This window comes from Nonomuraea rhodomycinica (assembly GCF_013363995.1).
Taxonomy (GTDB): Bacteria; Actinomycetota; Actinomycetes; order Streptosporangiales; family Streptosporangiaceae; genus Nonomuraea; species Nonomuraea rhodomycinica.
The window spans coordinates 1-280 of sequence record NZ_JABWGO010000087.1; the positions used below are offsets into that span (position 1 = coordinate 1).

Sequence of the window (280 nt, forward strand, 5' to 3'; positions counted from 1 at the left end):
GGCCGTCGGCTGCCCCATCGACCGCGCGTTCACCGAGAAAGTCCCCGAACAGGAGCACGGCCGCATGAAGCCTGTCCAGGCGGCGCTGCATCGACGGGCGAAGTGCGCCGGCGTCCGGTCCGGCGGTGAGCACGGCGGCCGTGTCCCGCAGGACGTCACGCTGCCGCCCGTCGAAGCTACGCCGCAACCGGGCCAGGACGCGGGACGCCGTCATGTGCCCCAGGCAGTGGCCAACGGCCACGACGGCGCAGAACGCGACGAGCTCCGCCGCGCCGAGCTG

Annotated in this window: 1 protein-coding gene; it reads right to left on the minus strand. The window is 73.9% G+C overall.

From position 1 onward, the window contains the following. On the minus strand, positions 1–280 hold a 280-nt coding region (locus HT134_RS45085; protein ID WP_217709118.1), incomplete at both ends, for a hypothetical protein.